At 59.8% G+C, this 16,205-nt stretch carries 16 protein-coding genes; 4 read left to right on the plus strand and 12 right to left on the minus strand.

The window, feature by feature from the left end; genetic code table 11:
• Positions 1–5: 5 nt before the first annotated feature.
• Positions 6–2,654 carry an aminopeptidase N gene (gene pepN, locus H4I99_RS02600; protein ID WP_163904309.1) on the minus strand — a complete coding sequence of 883 codons (2,649 nt, stop codon included), beginning with the start codon at positions 2,652–2,654 and terminating at the stop codon, positions 6–8.
• A gap of 171 nt (positions 2,655–2,825) precedes the next feature.
• A complete protein-coding gene (locus H4I99_RS24650; RefSeq protein WP_163904311.1) occupies positions 2,826–3,935 on the minus strand; it encodes a methyl-accepting chemotaxis protein in 1,110 nt (369 codons plus the stop codon).
• Between the two features lie 308 nt (positions 3,936–4,243).
• Here H4I99_RS24650 and H4I99_RS02610 point away from each other — a divergent pair, with 308 nt between their 5' ends.
• A complete protein-coding gene (locus H4I99_RS02610) occupies positions 4,244–5,179 on the plus strand; it encodes a DMT family transporter (RefSeq protein ID WP_163904313.1) in 936 nt (311 codons plus the stop codon).
• Between the two features lie 26 nt (positions 5,180–5,205).
• Here H4I99_RS02610 and H4I99_RS02615 read toward each other — a convergent pair whose 3' ends face one another.
• Positions 5,206–6,438, minus strand: coding sequence for an MFS transporter (locus H4I99_RS02615; protein WP_163904315.1), 1,233 nt, complete (start codon positions 6,436–6,438; stop codon positions 5,206–5,208).
• 366 nt (positions 6,439–6,804) lie between these two features.
• On the opposite strand from H4I99_RS02615, the gene H4I99_RS02620 reads away from it, so the two are divergent.
• Positions 6,805–7,713, plus strand: a complete 909-nt coding sequence (locus H4I99_RS02620; protein ID WP_163904317.1) for a hypothetical protein — start codon at positions 6,805–6,807, stop codon at positions 7,711–7,713.
• Positions 7,714–7,751: 38 nt separating this feature from the next.
• Here H4I99_RS02620 and H4I99_RS02625 read toward each other — a convergent pair whose 3' ends face one another.
• From H4I99_RS02625 to H4I99_RS02640, 4 genes are all read right to left on the minus strand, one after another.
• Positions 7,752–7,910: a hypothetical protein gene (locus H4I99_RS02625; protein ID WP_163904318.1), complete on the minus strand. Its 159-nt coding sequence runs from the start codon at positions 7,908–7,910 to the stop codon at positions 7,752–7,754.
• Positions 7,911–8,046: 136 nt separating this feature from the next.
• Positions 8,047–8,238, minus strand: coding sequence for a hypothetical protein (locus H4I99_RS02630; RefSeq protein ID WP_163904320.1), 192 nt, complete (start codon positions 8,236–8,238; stop codon positions 8,047–8,049).
• Between the two features lie 153 nt (positions 8,239–8,391).
• The gene (locus H4I99_RS02635; RefSeq protein WP_163904322.1) at positions 8,392–9,270 is read right to left on the minus strand and encodes a uracil-DNA glycosylase; all 879 of its coding nucleotides are present in this window, start codon (positions 9,268–9,270) and stop codon (positions 8,392–8,394) included.
• Positions 9,271–9,338: 68 nt separating this feature from the next.
• Positions 9,339–10,190: a LysR family transcriptional regulator gene (locus tag H4I99_RS02640; RefSeq protein ID WP_163904324.1), complete on the minus strand. Its 852-nt coding sequence runs from the start codon at positions 10,188–10,190 to the stop codon at positions 9,339–9,341.
• A gap of 103 nt (positions 10,191–10,293) precedes the next feature.
• Between H4I99_RS02640 and H4I99_RS02645 the strand changes: the two genes are divergently transcribed.
• Complete coding sequence (locus H4I99_RS02645; protein WP_163904326.1) at positions 10,294–11,136, plus strand: arylamine N-acetyltransferase family protein; 843 nt, start codon at positions 10,294–10,296, stop codon at positions 11,134–11,136.
• 80 nt (positions 11,137–11,216) lie between these two features.
• Here the strand turns inward: H4I99_RS02645 and H4I99_RS02650 are convergent, their stop codons facing one another.
• Positions 11,217–12,509, minus strand: a complete 1,293-nt coding sequence (locus H4I99_RS02650) for an Hsp70 family protein (RefSeq protein WP_163904328.1) — start codon at positions 12,507–12,509, stop codon at positions 11,217–11,219.
• A 137-nt stretch (positions 12,510–12,646) separates the two neighbouring features.
• Positions 12,647–13,534 (minus strand): LysR family transcriptional regulator, encoded by an 888-nt coding sequence (locus tag H4I99_RS02655; protein ID WP_163904330.1) that lies wholly within the window; start codon positions 13,532–13,534, stop codon positions 12,647–12,649.
• A gap of 101 nt (positions 13,535–13,635) precedes the next feature.
• Here H4I99_RS02655 and blaOXA point away from each other — a divergent pair, with 101 nt between their 5' ends.
• A complete protein-coding gene (blaOXA, locus tag H4I99_RS02660; RefSeq protein ID WP_163904332.1) occupies positions 13,636–14,457 on the plus strand; it encodes a class D beta-lactamase in 822 nt (273 codons plus the stop codon).
• 24 nt (positions 14,458–14,481) lie between these two features.
• Here the strand turns inward: blaOXA and H4I99_RS02665 are convergent, their stop codons facing one another.
• The 3 genes from H4I99_RS02665 to H4I99_RS02675 form a co-directional block, all read right to left on the minus strand.
• The gene (locus tag H4I99_RS02665; protein ID WP_163904334.1) at positions 14,482–14,694 is read right to left on the minus strand and encodes a hypothetical protein; all 213 of its coding nucleotides are present in this window, start codon (positions 14,692–14,694) and stop codon (positions 14,482–14,484) included.
• A gap of 130 nt (positions 14,695–14,824) precedes the next feature.
• Positions 14,825–15,049: a hypothetical protein gene (locus H4I99_RS02670; RefSeq protein ID WP_099057200.1), complete on the minus strand. Its 225-nt coding sequence runs from the start codon at positions 15,047–15,049 to the stop codon at positions 14,825–14,827.
• A gap of 152 nt (positions 15,050–15,201) precedes the next feature.
• A complete protein-coding gene (locus H4I99_RS02675) occupies positions 15,202–15,990 on the minus strand; it encodes an SDR family oxidoreductase (protein ID WP_163904335.1) in 789 nt (262 codons plus the stop codon).
• Between the last annotated feature and the right edge of the window lie 215 nt (positions 15,991–16,205).

The raw sequence follows: 16,205 nt of genomic DNA on the forward strand, positions 1-16,205 counted from the left end.
TTGGTTCAGCCCTTCAGCGTACGGTCGACAATGTCGCGGACATCATTCGACAGCGAAGCGCTGCGTTCGATGGTCATCAGCGCCTCGCGCGCATGGTCGGCCCTGGTGGGCTCGAGCAGTCGCCAGGAGCGCATGGCCGTGAGCAGGCGCGCGGCAAGCTGTGGATTGCGCTTGTCGATGGCAAGCACCTGCTCTGCGAAGAACCGATAAGCCGTGCCGTCAGCGCGATTGAAGCCGGTCGGATTGCCGAAGGCGAAGGTGCCGATCAATGCCCTGACGCGATTGGGGTTCGAGGCGATGAAGTTCGGGCTCTGCATCAGCCGCATGATGCGGTCGAGCGAGCCATCTCCGGGAATGGTCGCCTGGATCTGGAACCACTTGTCGAGCACGAGCGCGTTAGACGCAAAGCGTGTTTCGAACGAAGCCAGCGCCGCATGGGTTTCCGGAGAGTCCGGAAAGCGGTGGGCGAGAACGGTCAGGGCCTGCGAAAGGTCCGTCATGTTGTCGGCCTTGGCGAAAGCCTCGGCCGCTGCGACCGGGGTATTTTCGCTGAGCGCGAGGAAGCCGAGGGCGGCATTGCGGAGCGAACGGCGTCCGGCACTTGCGGCATCGGGGCTGTAGGCCGCATCCGACACCAGACCCTTGTAAAGGGCTTCGAAGGTGGCAGCACCCGCAACGGCAATTTCCTTTAGGATACCCTGGCGACCCGCATGGATAGCATCCGGATCATTATTCGATCCGAGTTCGCGCGCGATATCGGATTCGCTCGGCAGCGTCAGCGCCTGCGCCCGGAAAGCCGGTTCGAGGCTCTCGTCGGCGGCGATCGCGAGCAAGGCGTCGAGAAGTCCCTTGTCGCAGGAAATCGGCTTGCCCTTGGCGGCAGCGCCGGCCGCTGCCGTCAGGTTCGGCAGGGCGAGATCGGTGATCGCCTGCCAGCGGGAGAAGAGGTCGGTCTCGAAGCGGGCAATCAGGGCGAGATCATCGGTGGTCTGCGAGAAATGCAGCGTAACCGGTGCCGAGAAGCTGCGATTCAACGAAACGACCGGACGGCTGGCAATGCCGGAGAAGACGACGGTCTGGCTGCGTTCGGTGAGATGCAGGACATCGCCCGAGACTTCGCCGCCGGTGACAGAGGTGGGAGCCTGCTCGCCGCCGTTTGCGCCGATCAGCGCGAACCGCAACGGAATATGCATCGGCTCCTTGTTGGACTGTCCGGGCGTGGCCGGGATCATCTGCTCCAGAGACAGGGTGAGCGTCTTGGCAGCTGCGTCATAGGAGGACGAAACGGTGATCTGCGGCGTACCGGCCTGATTGTACCAGAGCGAGAACTGCTTGAGATCGCGGCCATTGGCATCCTCAAAGGACTTCACGAAGTCCTCGACAGTGGCGGCTTCGCCGTCATGGCGCTCGAAATAGAGATCCATGCCCTTCTTGAAGCCATCGCGACCGAGAATGGTGGCGATCATGCGGGTGACTTCAGAACCTTTCTCGTAGACGGTCGTCGTGTAGAAGTTGTTGATCTCGCGATAGGCCGTAGGGCGGACCGGATGCGCGAGCGGGCCGGCGTCCTCGGGGAACTGCTCGGAGCGCAGATGACGGACTTCCGCGATGCGCTTCACCGGGCGCGAGCGCTGGTCGGCGGAGAATTCGTGGTCGCGATAGACGGTCAGGCCTTCCTTCAGGCACAGCTGGAACCAGTCGCGGCAGGTGATGCGGTTGCCGGTCCAGTTGTGGAAGTACTCATGGGCGATGATCGCCTCGATATTGGCGTAGTCCTGGTCGGTCGCCGTTTCCGGATCTGCCAGCACATACTTGTCGTTGAAGATGTTGAGGCCCTTGTTTTCCATGGCTCCCATGTTGAAGTCGGACACGGCGACGATCATGAAGATGTCGAGGTCGTATTCACGACCGAAGACTTCTTCGTCCCACTTCATTGAACGCTTCAGCGCGTCCATGGCATAGGCGGCGCGGGCCTCCTTGCCGTGTTCGACATAGATTTTAAGGGCAACTTCCCGGCCGGACATGGTGGTGAAGGTGTCTTCGACGACGCCGAGATCGCCGGCGACGAGTGCAAAGAGATAGGACGGTTTCGGATGCGGGTCGAACCAGGCGGCGAAGTGCTTGCCTGGACCATAGCCGGCGCCGCCGAGGAAATTGCCGTTCGAAAGCAGCAGCGGGTTGGTATCCTTGTCGGCGATGATGTTGACCGTGTAAACGGCAAGCACATCGGGACGGTCGGGGAAATAGGTGATGCGGCGGAAACCTTCGGCCTCGCACTGGGTGCAGTAAATTCCGTTGGAGCGATAGAGGCCCATCAGCTGGGTGTTGGCCTCAGGATTGATCTGCGTCGTGACGGTAATTTCGAAGGGAGCCGTTTCCGGCAGGTCGCGAATGGTCAGGCTCTCCGGCGTTGCAGTGTAGCGCTCGGCGGCCAGTTCCACCTGGTCGAACATGAGGCCGGTCATGTTGAGATCGTCGCCGTCGAGAACGAGAGGGGCGGAAGGATCCGCGCCTTCGCGGCGGTGGAAGATCAGTCGTGCTTCCACCTTGGTCTCGGTGGGATCAAGCTCGAAGGTCAGGTCTACGCGTTCCAGCACGAAGTCGGTGGGGCGGTAGTCTGCCAGATGAATGATCCGGCCCGTATCTGTTCGCATGTTTTGTCCTGATCGTAAGTAGATGCCGCCTTGCGGCACCGGCATACGAAATACGCCCGCAGGATCACCGCCAGAATATTGTGGATGATTGCATCAATTCCTGAACGATTGTTAAAACGGAGAGGATTTTGGTGGTCATTTTTGGACAGCTGCCGTCGAGTTTTCCATTGGCTATTTCAGGCCGAAGGCTGCGCGGATCGAATCGTCACTCTCATTCTGCTGGACGATGACGCCATACCAGCCGAGACCATCGTAGTCTTCATAGCCTAGCGTCCTGGCGAAGGCGACGATCGACCCCTTGCCGTCATAATAGCTGCCGCGCATCTGTCCCTCGGGATTGTGAAGGGCGAAGTGCGTATAGCGACGTTCCGGACTGCTGGAGGCGATCACCCGGAGCGCGCCATCGAGCAGCATGACCTCGGTCTTTTCCGCCACCTGCGGCGGCAGGTTGGCTTCCTTCTCGACGATCGCCTGTCCCTGCATCTGCCAGTCGAAATAGACGCCCAGCGTTCCGACGATATCGCCGTCGGAACGGCCGCCTGCGCGGATCCCGGTGGCATAGACAAGGACGTCGCGATTGTCATGGGCAAGACTGGTCTTCACTTCATCGACCACATAGTCGTCGCCGCTGGCGCACTGGCGGGCCGCGATGAACCACGGTTCAGCCGAGAGGTTGCGATCCTTGAGGGCCCGCTGGTACTTGGGATTGGCCGAGGCGACGACGCGGCCGTTCGCATCGGTCATCACGAGGTCTAGATAGACGGTGTAGAAACGGTTGATGACGCCCAGACGTTCGGCGGCATAGGCGAAGTGGCCGCTAGTCGGATCTTCCAGCGCCTGCCAGAGAGCCGGGTCAGTGGCCCACCAGCGCACGTCGGCGGTACGTTCGAACAGATTCCGGACGATGAACTGTACGAGTGTCAGGGCAAGGTCCGTCAGGCGGACGCCCTCCATCTGCTTGACGAGATCGTCGGCCATGCTGCGGCCGACACCAATGCGGCCAAGGACATTTTCCTGGAAGCGGTCCGCAATATCGGCAGCGGCCTGAGCCAGGCGCTGCACTTCGTTTGCCACGACCGCAAAGCCTTTGCCGGCTTCGCCGGCTCGGGCGGCTTCGATCAGGGCGTTGATGGCAAGAAGCCTGATCTGTTTCACAACATGGGTATTTTCAGCGCTGAAGCGCTCCAGATCGACACCGATCCCCTCCGTCACAAGCCGCATCGAACGGGGGGTGGCGACGAGGTGGGCATTACTTTTCAATTTTGCAACGGCGTCGTTCATCGGCAACTATCCGCGAAAGGATTTCTGTTGTCAAAATCCCGCCGGCAATGGGAGGCGTTGGCAGCGGGTGTGAAAATGGATGCAATTGAACGGCAACGAGTATCGGTGGAATTGGTTAACTGAGAATAAAGTATATTTCGTCAAATTTACTGGAGATGAGCTGTGCGGTGGCTCGAGATCGCAGCTTTTGCCGACAGGTCCTTGCGTCTCACCACGATAAGCGACTATCTTTCGGTCTCAGCCCAGCCTTCGAATATCGGCCCCGTTCGATTGCTCCATTTCCATGTTTCATATCCAGAGCCCTGCTAATGGCCCCCGCCGTATACGATCCCATTCGGGGCATTCTTCTCAAGGTTTTTTCAGTCACGGCCTTCGTCGGAATGCAGAGCTGCATCAAGCTGACCGGGGGCGAACTGCCGACCGGCCAGGTCAGCTTCTACCGCTCCGCCTTCGCCATTCTTCCGATCCTGCTCTACCTTGCCTTCAAGGGCGAGCTGCGCACTGCCTTCCGCACCAGCAATCCGTTGGGCCATCTGAAACGGGGCCTGCTCGGTGTGGCATCGATGATTGTCGGTTTCTACGGGCTCATTCTCCTGCCGATGCCGGATGCGATTGCAATCGGCTATGCCATGCCGCTGCTTGCGGTGGTTTTCGCGGCCATTTTCCTTCGGGAGCATGTCAGGGTCTATCGCTGGAGCGCTGTCTTTGTAGGGCTGGTTGGTGTTTCCATCATCTCGTGGCCCAAGCTGACGCTGTTCAGCGAGCAGGGCTTCGCTTCGCAGGCTGCCGTTGGAGCGGGTGCCGTGCTTTTGGCCGCTGCGCTGGGCGCTGCGGCCATGCTGCAATTGCGCCAACTGGTGCAGGAAGAGCGTACCCCGACAATCGTCCTGTTCTTCTCGCTGACGGCATCCGTGCTGTCGGCGCTGAGCTGGTTCTTCGGCTGGCAGGCTCTATCCTGGGAAACGTTGGGATTGATGGTCATGGCAGGTTTTTTCGGCGGGCTAGGCCAGATCCTGCTTACCGAGAGCTATCGTTTCGCCGATGTCTCGACCATCGCGCCGTTCGAATACTGTTCGATTATCCTGGGATCGATCATCGCCTTCCTGTTGTTCGATGAGATTCCGACGTTGACCACGCTGATCGGTGCGTTCTTCGTCATCGGTGCCGGTATCTTCATCATATTCCGAGAGCACCAGCTTGGGCTGGAGCGTCGCGCTGCCCGCCGGGCCTCGACGCTGCAGTAGTCGCAAAGCGAGGCGGCTCCTATGCCTCAGCACAGGCGATCGCCTACGCCGCCGGAAGAATCAGGCCCCTGCATGGGGAGTGACTTGGACTGGAAGTCCGTCTTTTCCGCCGGTCCCTCGCTTGAGGGGCGGCGCGTCATGCGGTAGCCGGCATAGCCTGCATAGAGCGCAAAGGCGGTTGCGAGAAACCAGATGAGCCCGCTCGGGCCGAAATACTCCATCAATGTGCCGCCCATCAGCGGTCCGGTGACGGTTCCGAGACCGTAGAGGATCATGATCGCGCTCGAGATCTTCACGTATTCGTCGGGTTCCGCCATATCGTTGGCGTGAGCCACGTTCAACGCATAGATCGGATAGAGCACGGTACCGACGAAGAAACCGGCAATGTAAAGTGCCACAGAACTATCTCCGAAGATCAGCATGGCAAAGCAGGCCATCAGGCCGAATATGCCTGAGCCGATCATCACCAGACGTCGGTCGATGAAGTCCGAAAGGCGTCCGAGCGGCATCTGGGCGATCGCACCGCCGGCGAGAAATGCAGCAAGCAATGTTGCTCCTTGCGCGGTCGTCATGCCGATATTCTGTGAGTAGACGCCGCCGAGGCTGCCCCAAGTGCCGGAAAGTGCGCCAGAAAGAAGTGAGCCGAAAAATGCGACGGGAGAGCGTTTAAGCAGTCGCTTCAGATCGAACTTCGCTTCCGCAATGGGAGCGGGCGATTGAGCCGTCGAAAGGGCAGTCGGAAACAAGGCGAGGCAAAAGAGCAAGGCGCAGACGATAAAGAGTTCAGTGCCCTTCGGATCCCCGACCGGGACAAGGTATTGTCCGCCGATTGAGCCGGAAAGAGAGGTAATCATATAAACGGAGAAGAGCGCCCCCCGGTTTTCGTTGTTCACGCGTTCGTTCAGCCAGCTTTCGATCAGCAGGTAGGCGCCGGCAATGGCAAAGCCGGCAAGACCGCGAAAGAGCATCCACGCCCGCCAGTCCACCACCAGCGAGCACAGCAGTACTGAAACCGTCAAAAGGGTAAGGAGAGCGGTGAAAACGCGGACATGGCCCACGCGACGCACGAAGATCGGCGTGACGATGCAGGAGAGTGTAAAGCCGAAAGTATAGGCCGTGGCTATGATCGAGATGGTGAAGGTCGCCCAGCCCTCGTCGATCGCCCGGATCGGAAGGAGGAAATTCATCAGGCCGAAACCCGCCATCATCAGCAGGGTCGAGAGCATGAGCGAGGCGATCGAGGCGAGGCTGGCCAGCATCGGATAACCCTGTAATGATAAGACTGGATTGTGCCTTTATTCCAATGTGGGCGAACTGTCGATTGCGACAGGTTTCGACGCAAAACCGGGTTATGCGATGCATCCTCACATTTTTGTCAGTCGAGGGTAATAAAGCTGTTATTACTCGACATTTTCATTTAGTTTAAATGAATTAGGGCTACACTCTTATGCAACGGGTACGCGGGATGCGCCAAGCGTCCGTTGCAAATGTTGATATTATGAATTGCCTCGGTGCCTTATTCTTTTTGCGACGCCGCTATCGCGGCGAATGCTCCGGTTGTTTTGCAGGTACGCCGGAGATAGCTAGTTGCGGCCTGGAACTGCCATCCGAAGGGAGGAGCGTCCATGGCCTTCACCGCTGAGCAGCTGGCCGCTAACCCGCTATTCGTAGAGGCCTTGAAGGCCTTTGCAATCCAGCTCCGTGGGCGCTACGACGAACAGCCGAGGTTGGCGCGTTTTCTGGCTTCCCATCAGCGCTGGCTTCTCAGTCAGGCCGCCTTTGCGCTTCACCTCGAATATGATCCGGATGAGCCGAATTCCGGTCTCACCACAACTCGCTTGAGAGAAATCGTTACAACTGGCCGTGCGGCGAGCCGCAACACGGTGCTGAATTTTCTAGATCAGCTGGTCAGCTATCGTTTCGCAAAGATCGCGGGTGATCCCGCGCGCCGCCCGCGTCGCTTTGAGGCGGCGGATGTTACGACGAAGGCGATGTTCGGCTGGATGGTGGCTAACCTTGCTGCGCTTGACGGGCTGGATGGAGGCAACAGGGCGAAGACGCTCATGGAAAAGCCGGAACTCTTCAAGCTGATCCAGCCGCAGGTGGCGCGTAGGTCGTTCGATAATATTCAATGGCGAGAACCGCCGAGAAGGGTCGCAATGTTCCTCTGGACGGAGGCCGGCGGGCTTGTCATGGACGAACTCATCCGCCGTGTGCGGCTTTCCGAAGAGGCCGATGGTCGCTTCGATATCGGGCGGGTCGATGCCAGGCTTATGGCAGAGCAGTTCATGATGTCGCGCACCCATCTGCAGCGACTATTCCGCAAGGCGATCGACGAAAACTGCCTTCAGTGGCAGGATGAAACGAAGAAAAGCAATCTCTGGTTCACCGCTGATTTTCTGGCCGAATATTGTCGTTGGCAGGCGGTGAAGTTCTCAATCGTCGATCAGGTTTTCGAGGAGGTCAGCGGCAAGCTGGCGTCAGAGGGGGAGTGCGACGCCGCTCATCGCAGCGCCGCCGTCGGCGAGCCATAGTAGCCCATGTCAGCAAGCGCTTGGTTGCGGTCGCTGTTTCAGAGCGGAATCTGACGGATCAGGGCGCTGTCGCCACGTGCGGCGCAGCTGGTTATGCCGCGAACCTCGTTGGAATAGACTTCCGAGGCGCCGACGGCGCTACCGATCTGAAAGACTGCGGCTTTGATTTTGCGGAGGGGATGAAACATCACGGCCATGCTATTCGTTCCTTGCACTTGTGCGGCCGGCGCAATGCCGCGTAAGATACTCGCTTGAGTTTAGAAAATTTACGCATTGTGCGACGCACAACATTTTCGGTCTTCAATGTGTGGGTGCGTCGACCGCTCGCAGAACTCAGCTTTGGCGGAAATCGGCGAAGACGGCTGAGGGACGCGATGCATAGCCAAGACGGCTGAAGACGCGCGCCGTAAGCTGTTCATTCGTTGCCGAGCCGAAGTTATGATAGGGCTGACCGGAGCGCATAGGCTCGCTGGCGAGACGCAGGGTCTCGAACTTGCAGTGAATGGGACGGGCGCGCATGGACATCTCTGTCAATCCTTGTATGCCGAATCCTCCCATGGTCTGAGTTCATATTGCAGCGCAACATGGTTTGTGCAAGGTAGGCGTGTGCGGCCCTGCATTGCGTCCAACGCATGGCTTTCTTCATATTCCTTTAATGAATGACGCTTTTTTGACCGTCTACGGTCGGTCCATTCGGGTCTTGAAGGCCTGAAGGTCCCGCCACGCCAGCGCCTTGCTGGCCGGAGCGGTCAATAGTTCCTGCGGATGCAGGGTGGCGATGGCGGGAACGGCGTGACCGCCGCAAGCGATGTCTCGCCACTGGCCGCGCAGGGCGTGGATGGTGCCAGTCTCGCCAAAGAAGAAACGTGCAGTGAAATTGCCGAGAAGAAGTACTGCCTTCGGTTCGGAAAGCTCGATCTGTCTTTCGATGAATGGACGGCAGATGGCGGCTTCCGGCTGCGATGGTGAACGGTCGCCGGGGGGCCTCCATGGCATAACGGTTGTGATCATCACAACATCGCGTGAAAGCCCAATCGCCGCCAGCATTCGGTCGAGAAGAAGCCCGGCGCGCCCGGAAAAGGCTGCACCCTCCCGGTCGTCGTCGCCGGACGGCATGGGGCCGATGACCATGATGCCGCTCGCAGGATCGCCGCTGGCAAAGATTGTCGAGCGCGCGGAGGTTTTCAGGTTGCATCCGCCGAATGCTTCGAGCGCCGTCTTGAGTTCGTCGAGCGAACGCGCACTCTCGGCCGCAAAACGCGCTTCCGTGATGGCATGCTCGTCTGGAATAGCAGGCGCCTGGCTAGGCGCAACGGGTCGCGGAGCTGCCCGCTCGGCGCTGGGACGTGCGCGCTCGGATGTGGTGGCCTGTGCGGAAGCGCCCTGGCCGGCAGGTTTGGCCGGTGCCGATGCCCGCTGGCCGCGGGCGCGCTGCTCCGCAAATTCCGCAACCCGATCGACCGCTTCGTCTTCGACAAGCCAGTCGACGCCCGCTTCGGCATAAAAATGCAAAAGCGCGGCCAACTCGGCGGGCATCATGTCGCGGGCAGGGATCATGACGGGGTCTTAGCGCAAAGCGCGACTGACAGGAAGGCCGCATAACAATTATGAGACCACATCGGAATTTACAGCTTTTCGCCATGCGCCCAATCGAGGAAGGTCGCGATCGACGGGCGAAGTCTTGCTTCCTTTCGCGCGATCATCCAGATCTCCGTCGTCGGGGGCAAACCTTCGATCGAAAGTCTGCGGAGCGCGGTGTGTTCAGCGACAATGGCGTCCGGCAATAATGCGATGCCGCTGCCGGCTTCGGCCGCGTCTCGCTGGAGAATGGGGCTTGAAGCGCTGAAGACAACCCGCCCGCCGAGTTCGCGCAGCCAGCGATAGGCAGCTACCTCTGCAAGCGAGCCGGTCGGGTGGATAACGAGATGCGATTCCAGCGAGTTGCTGCCCCAACTGAAGGGATGCTGTTTCAGGTACGCGTCGCTTGCGTAAAGGTTCCATTGCAGGATGTCGATCCGCCGTCCGATCATGTCATTCGGCGCCGACTCCAACGGCGTGACCATCACGTCAAAACTGTCTTTCGGCAGCTCGAACAGCGTATCGTAGACGGAAAGCTCTCCCGGCTGACCTGTCTTTTCCGACCATCGGGCAAGCAGCGGCGCCGCGTGACTTCGCGAGAGCACCTCGCAGCTTGCCACGCGCAAGGGAACCGGCCGACCGTCCAGAACGTCGTTGGCCTCCTGCACAACGTCCCGGATGCGCCGTGCGGCGCCGATCAATTGCCTCGCTTCCTCGCTCGCTTCCAGCCTGCCGTCATCGGAGCGGTTGAAAAGCGGCCTGTCAAGATTGGTCTCGATACTTCGCAGACGGCGCGAGATCGTCGACTGGTTGACCCCGAGCACCCGTGCGGCAGCCGAAAGACTGCCTTCCTCCCAAATGGCAAGCACTGTCTGCAAATCACTCCAGTCGGAAATCATCCCGAAACCCCGCGCATGGCCCTATGCGAAAACGCTGATTGACCCTACCGGACAATATCGTCTCAAAGGAGCCAAGAACACAAGCAATCCGGGGAGACGGATCATGACATTCGACGTGCAGGCCTATCTTGAGCGCATTGGCGTTGCCGAGTTGTCAGGGGTGCAGGGACAGCCTATGCCATCGCTCGCTGCCTTGCAGATGCTGCAGTCCGCTCAGATGCGGGCAATTGCCTTCGAGAACATCGATGTTTTCCTCGGCCGTGTACCGGATCTCGATGAGGCTGTAGTATGGAACCGCATGGTGGATGGCCGGCGGGGCGGCTATTGCCTGGAGTTGAACCGTCTCTTCGGTGGCGCGCTTCAAGCTTTCGGGTTCGATGCTGCGCCGGTGCTTGGCCGGGTGCGCATGGGGGCCCCCGTCGGAGGGCCGCGCGCGCATCACGCTTTTGTGGTCAGCATCGAAGGCGTCGAATGGCTGGCGGATACTGGCTTCGGAGGGCCGGGGCCGGTCGGTCCTGTCAACCTCTCGGATGAAGAGCCTCAATTGATCGCCGGAGAGACCTTCCGAACCATGCGTGATCACGCGACGGGTGAATTGGTGCTACAGCGGCTCAACGGTGAAGACTGGTTTGCACTTTATGGCTTTGATCGGGTACCGGTGACGGAAGCAGACTTCATCGCCGCCAATGTCGTCTGTTCTCGGTGGGAGCAATCCCCGTTTCCCCGACATCTGATGATGACCGTCGCAAACGCCGCCGGGCGGGCGAGCATGTTCAATCGCTCGGTCAAGCTCGTTCGCGCCGGGGAGGTTCGGGGCTGGGAAATCACCAGCCTGACAGAGTTGCAGAGCGTTCTCGGCGATCTCTTTGGGCTACAGGTCGAAGCGCCCATAGCTGCCGCGGTCTGGCGAAAGCTTCAAGCTAAGCCGGCGCCTGGCGCGGCATGAAGGCGCGAGTTGAGGGAGTATCCCAATGGCGTGTGCCGTCGCATCTTTGATAGCTAGCTTCCAGGTCGGCTCGACCTGCCTCAGGCCGTCCACTGCTCGATATCGTCGCGCTCGCCGATGAGTGAGAGGCCGTGGGCGATCGATACCATTTCGCCGCCGGTCTCGATCCGGTCGGTATCGAAGCGGTTGGTGAATATGCGGCGGACGGCCGGAACGAAGGACGTGCCGCCCGTCAAAAACACCTTGTCGATGCTTTCGGGCGCGGTGCCTGTGCTTGCCAATACGTCGTCGAGAGCGCCTTCGATACGGACGAGATCGTCGGCGATCCAGGTTTCGAAATCGCTGCGCTTGACGCTCTTGCGGCCGGCCGCGCCGAGCGGAGCGAAGTGAAATTCGGCCTCCTCTGCACTCGATAGCGCCATCTTGGTGGCCGACACAGCCTGATAGAGCGGATAGCCCTCGTCATGCTCGATGAGTTCGATGAAAAGCTCCAGCTTGTCCGGCTCTGTGGCCTGGCGCACCAGCGATTGCAGGTCGGCAAACTCGCGAGAGGTCTTGAACACAGAAAGTTGGTTCCAGCGCGAGAAGCTGAGATAGTAGTTGCTCGGCACGTCGAGAAGCTTGCCGAAGCTCTTGAACTGGCTGCCCTTGCCGATTTCCGGCGCCACCAGATGTTCGATGATGCGGGCATCGAACTGGTCACCGGCAAGGCCGACGCCTGAATGACCGACCGGCGTGGCGCTGACGCGGCCAGCATTCGTCTCGAAGCGGATCAACGAATAGTCGGTGGTGCCGCCGCCGAAGTCGGCGACCAGAACGGTCGCGTCCTTCTTGAGGTTGCGGGCGAAATAGAAAGCCGCGGCCACCGGTTCGTAGACGTAATGCACTTCCGGAAAGCCGAAGCGGGAAAGCGCCTCGTTATAGCGCGTCATCGCGAGCTGCGGATCGGGGTTGGAGCCCGCGAAATGTACGGGACGACCAGTGACGATGCGCTTTGCGTCAGAAGGCCAGCCGTCGCCGGCATAATTTTCGAGCCGGCGAAGGAAGACCTCCATCAGGTCCTCGAACTGAAAGCGGCGCGCATGGACGATGGTGCCCTGAAACAGCGCCGAAGCAGCAAACGTCTTGATTGACTGCAGGAAGCGGCATTCGCCGGGATTGTCGATGAATTGCCGGATGGCGGCCTGTCCCGCCTCGACCTTCAGGGCGCGTGCGCCGAGCTGGGCATCCTTCATAAAGGACAGCGCGGTGCGCATGCTGTCGGTCTCGCCGGCCGATGAGGTGAAGGACACCGATTGCGTCGTGCCATCCGCATCCGCAAGCGCCATGACCGTGTTGGTCGTGCCGAAATCAAGCCCCAGCGCGTGAGCCATCGCTGCCGCTCCCTTTGATCTGTCTGTCTCTGGAATCGGGCTTTGCCCGAAGGTGGAAAGGGGCGCAGTCGATGCGCGCCGCAATGAAGAGCGCGCGTAATGGCATGGATGGCGGGACGAAGGCAAGGCCCTTCGGGTTAGGCAAACGCCTCTTTCGTTTCCTGTGCCATTGCCATCATCCAGGTGCTGAAAGCCTGCATGGCGGGCGTCATGCTGCGGGATTTCAGCCGGGTCAGCCAGTAGCAGCCCTTGGAGACATGGATCGGAAAAGGCTGCTCGATAGCACCGCTGGCGAGATGGCGGGAAAACATCAGCGGCGGGGCAAGTGCCACGCCCGCGCCCTGCAGGGCAGCCTCCACCATGATGATCGAGGAATCGAAAACGGGGCCGCGAATCTGTGGTGGGCTGACCCCGGCGGCCTCGAACCATTCCGGCCATTCGTCATGGCGGTAGGAGCGCAGCAGGCTCTGGCGTGTTACGTCTTCGGGCTTTTCAAGCAGGCGGGCGATCTGTGGAATGCAAAGTACAGAAAGCGGCGCTTCGAACAGCGCTTCCGCCTCGATGTCGTGCCATGCGCCGTTGCCGAAACGGATGGTATAGTCCAGTCCTTCGGCGGCTATGTCGACCCGGTTGTTGTTGGTCGAAAGCCGGACGTCGACATAGGGGTGCAGCCGTCTGAAGTCGGTAAGGCGCGGCAGAAGCCACCCGACGGCAAATGTGCCGACGGCACCAATGGCCAGCACCTCTTGCACATGCCCGCCCTGAAACCGCTCCAGCATGTCGGCCATGCGGTCGAAGCTCTCCTGCAGCGAGGGTAGAAGCGCCTGCCCCTCCTCGGTAATCAGCAGCCCGCGCGGCAGGCGGCGAAATAGCGTCACGCCGAGGCGCTGTTCGAGCAGTTTCACCTGATGGCTAACGGCGGCCTGCGTGACGCAGAGTTCGATAGCAGCGCGGGTGAAGCTCAGGTGGCGGGCGGCGGCCTCGAAGGCGCGGAGCGCATTGAGCGGCAAATGCGGGCGAACCATGGTAGGCCTTATTTTTCTAATGGCTCACCGCAGATATCATCGTTTGCCCATCGCTCACAAGCTGACCTAGAAAGGCCGTGTTCAATCACGGGAGCATTTCCATGGTATTCTGCAGACGCATGTTTCTTGGTTTTTCATTCGGTATGACCGCCTTTGTTTCTGCCGGATTTCCGGCGTTTTCGGCGGAGCCCATCCATTGCACGGTTGTCATCGATGAAGTGAGTGGCGATGCGCTTTACCGGAAAGGGCAATGCGGGGAAGCCTTTTCGCCGATGTCGACATTCAAACTGCCTTTGGCCATGATGGGCTATGAAGCGGGCATTCTTCAGGACGAAAGCAATCCGCGCTGGGACTATCGCGCAGAACTTGACCGCCCGAAGCGGGAGCGGAAGGCAACCGATCCGACCATATGGGAAAAGGATTCGATCGTCTGGTATTCGCAGGAAATCACCCGTCGTTTGGGTGAGCGCCGGTTTGCCGATTATGTCCAGCGTTTCGGCTATGGCAATCGCGATGTATCGGGCAATCCCGGCAGGAAGGACGGCCTCACGCAGTCCTGGCTGATGTCGTCGCTGAAGATCTCGCCTGACGAACAGGTGGCCTTCCTGCGGCACTTTCTGTCGGGCGGTCTTCCGATCTCCGAACATGCCACTGCCATGACGCTTGCGATCGTGCCGCATTTTGCTGCCGGTGACGGCTGGGACATTCAGGGCAAGACTGGCAGCGGCTTCATGCGCGACAAGGCGGGCAAGGCCGATCGTTCGCGCCCCCTCGGCTGGTTCGTCGGATGGGCCACCAAGGATGACCGCCGGGTGATCTTTGCCCGGTTGAATGTCGCCAATCGCCCCAGCGATCAGCCGCTCAGCATCTCTACACGCGACAGCCTTATCGCGGAGTTTGCGGGAATCGCGACCCGTTTCTGATTTGGCAGACGGGGAAGGTCCCCGTCAGTTCTCGCGCATATAACTTTGCGCCGCCCAGATGACACCCAGACCGGCGATCATGGCCAGCATGCCATAGGCGATCCATTCATTCTGGTTGATCATGAAGCTCGTGGCCGGATAGGGGAACAGGCCGGTTCCCTGTCCGACCCACACGAGTCCGGTCAGGCCCAGAATGAGCCCGATGGCGGTAAACAGCAGGCGTGCAGTCGCAATCATTGCTTTCCTCCCGGTTTCCTCTTCTGGATCAGAGGCTTGGCATCTGCGCCAGAGAGGTGCTTCTTGCTCTGTTCAACGCAATCGGGTTCCCAGTCCGATTGCGCTTTTCATCACGTCGAATATGGAGCGGTCAGGCGGACGGCTCGTGATCGCGTGGAAGCAGGAAACGTGCGCCGACAAGCACGATCAGCCCGAATATGGCGACCAGGGAACCGTTGACGGTCCAGACGCTGTCCTTGGGCATGAAGTCCGTGCCGGGCAGGCTCACCATATGTGTGCCGTGCGCGACCCAGGCCGCGCCGACAACAATGATCAGGCTCCCGACAATCGTCAGTAGCTGCCGAATATGCTCCATATTTCTCCTCCCATGGAACAAATTGTCGCATCTACTATAGTCGATACGCGGCCGAAATCCAGTGTTTTCAGGGGTTTGAAAACCGCTCTGGAGGCGCAAAAAAATCCCGCGCACCCTACGATGCGCGGGATCGTCAATCTGTGGAACTGATATCAGATCGAGCTGGCTGCTCCGCCATCGACCCTGAGCATCGTGCCGGTAATGTAGCTGGCCTGCTGCGAGCAGAGGAATGCGGCTGCGGCGGAAAACTCCTCGACTGTGCCCAGTCGCCCGGCCGGGATGGTCTTGATCGAGGCCGTGCGCACTTCCTCGATGCTGCGCCCGGTTCGCTGCGCATTGGCGCCGTCGAGTTCATCAATGCGGTCGGTGTGAATTCGGCCAGGCAGAACCATGTTAGCGGTCACTCCATAGGAGGCGATTTCCGTCGAAATGGTCTTGTTCCAGCCGACGAGGGCCGACCGCAGGGTATTGGAGAGCGCGAGGTTGGGGATTGGCTCGAAGACGCCGGAGGAGGCGACGGTTACGATGCGTCCGAAGCCTTGAGTCTTCATCAGCGGCAGGAGCGCGTTGGTCAGCGTGATGACGCGGACCACCATGCTCTGGAAGAAGTTGTAGAGCTTTTCCGGGGTCATGTCCTCGACTGTTCCCGGCGTCGGTCCCCCGGTATTGTTAACGAGAATATCGATGCCGCCGAGTTTTTCGTGAACGGCGGCTAGCATGGTGTCGACGAAATCGGCATCCGAAATGTCTGCCACCACGTATTCGGCCTTGCCGGCTCCGGCGGCATTGATAGCCTCGCAATTGGCCTTCAGCTTTTCGCCGCTACGACCGCACAGCAGCACATGCGCGCCCTCTGCCGCAAGCGCCTTGGCGATGCCGAGGCCAAGCCCGCGCGAAGACGCCAGCACCAGCGCGCGCTTTCCCTTGATGCCGAGATCCATGATGTCCGTCCTTCCTTGGAAGTGATTGCGTTGCCGACACGTTAGCAAGCGCGTGGTGCGAAAGGAAAGGTCCCTGCAAGCGATAACGGTTCGCCATCGTGTCGGACCGTCGGTGTCGGGATGTCTCTTTGTCCGACATTGCTGCTGAACGTAAGCCCTTCATCGCGCGTTTCATCCAAAATGTCACAAAGGTTACATTTAACTTTGAGATAACC

It is taken from the genome of Paenirhizobium daejeonense, assembly GCF_014280875.1.
In the GTDB taxonomy this organism is placed as follows: domain Bacteria; phylum Pseudomonadota; class Alphaproteobacteria; order Rhizobiales; family Rhizobiaceae; genus Allorhizobium; species Allorhizobium daejeonense.